Source organism: Acinetobacter endophylla (assembly GCF_053543775.1).
The window spans coordinates 1-1,805 of record NZ_JBLVOM010000040.1; the positions used below are offsets into that span (position 1 = coordinate 1).

General features: G+C 40.4%; 2 protein-coding genes. Both read left to right on the forward strand.

Going from position 1 to position 1,805, the window contains the following annotated elements:
- A partial coding sequence (locus ACNPNW_RS04170; RefSeq protein WP_448766563.1) for a putative oxygenase MesX occupies positions 1 to 811 on the forward strand: 811 nt, incomplete at its 5' end.
- Between the two features lie 50 nt (positions 812 to 861).
- A partial coding sequence (locus tag ACNPNW_RS04175; protein ID WP_448766564.1) for a methionine synthase occupies positions 862 to 1,805 on the forward strand: 944 nt, incomplete at its 3' end.

Sequence of the window (1,805 nt, forward strand, 5' to 3'; positions counted from 1 at the left end):
AACCGTTGATAACCCGAAAGGTGATCGCTATTCACTTGAGATTGACATTATTTCTGCGGAAATTGATATTGAAGGTAATGGTCAAACTTTCCCATTTATTGAAACACTTAAAAGTGTTGTGATTGACCATCAAACAGGTGAGCGTATTGAAGGCATGATCGGCAATAGCTTCTCATCTTATGTGCGTGATTACGACTTCAGTGTGGTATTGCCACAATTGGGTTGTGGTGTAGGTGAAAAACCTGAAGATTTTGGCAATCTACATGGCAAGCTTTATCAACATTTAGTCAATTCAGATGTATTTAAAGCAGAATTTAAAAAACAACCTGTCATTTGCTTAAGCGTTTCAACCTCTAAAACGTATTTCCGTACAGCCAACGTACATCCTATTTTGGGTGTGGAATACAAAAATGATGAATATTCACGTACCGATGAATATTTTGCCAAAATGGGTTTACGTGTACGCTACTTTAAACCAGAAGGTGGTAATGCACCATTAGCATTCTATTTCGCTGGCGATTTAGTCCGTGATTATACTGATTTTGAATTGATCAGCGCGATTGCAACCATGGAAAGTTTCCAACGGATCTATCGTCCTGAAATTTACAACACCAACTCTCCTGCAGGTGTGGTGTATCAACCAAGTCTAAGCTATGGCGATTATTCACTTACACGTGTGGTCTATGACCGTGTGGAACGTGGTGAGCTTGCAGTTAAACAAGGTAAATGGACGGAAGAAAACTTCATTAAGCCTTATCAAGACATTTTAAATGAATGGGCTGCAAATTTCGAAGTCGAAACAGCTGCTTAATCCATTAAATTGATAAACAGATTTACGAATTTAGACAAAGAAGATTAGACATGGCGCTTACACAACCGAAACTTTTACTCCCAACTTCAACTGCGGGTAGCTTGCCAAAACCGTCTTGGTTAGCTGAACCTGAAAAATTATGGTCTGCATGGAAGCTTGAAGGCGAAGAATTATTAGAAGCTAAACGTGATGCTTTGAAATTATCATTACATGAGCAAGTCACTGCGGGTATCGATATCGTGAGTGATGGCGAGCAAACCCGTCAGCATTTCGTAACCACCTTTATTGAGCATCTTGAAGGTGTGGATTTCGAAAAGCGTGAAACGATGCGTATTCGTAATCGTTATGATGCGAGTGTACCTTCTGTTGTGGGTGATGTTTCTCGTAAAAAAGCCGTGTTTGTAGACGATGCGAAATTCTTGCGCAGCCAAACCAATCAACAAATTAAATGGGCGCTTCCTGGTCCGATGACCATGATTGATACACTTTACGATGGTCACTACAAGAGCCGTGAAAAATTGGCTTGGGAATTTGCCAAAATTCTGAATCAAGAAGCGTTAGAGCTTGAAGCAGTAGGTGTCGACATTATTCAGTTTGATGAGCCTGCATTTAATGTGTTCTTTGATGAAGTAAATGATTGGGGTATTCCGACCTTAGAGCGTGCGCTTGAAGGACTCAAATGTGAAACCGCTGTGCATATTTGCTATGGCTACGGTATCAAGGCAAATACGGATTGGAAACAAACTTTAGGTAATGAATGGCGTCAATACGAAGAGTCATTCCCGAAACTACAACAATCTAAGCTCGATATTATTTCACTTGAATGCCAAAACTCACGTGTACCAATGGATTTAATCGAATTGATCCGTGGTAAGAAAGTGATGGTGGGTGCAATTGATGTGGCAACCACTCAAGTGGAAACTGCAGAGGAAGTAGCAAATACGCTACGCAAAGCATTGCAATTTGTTGATGCAGATAAACTGTATCCTTCAAC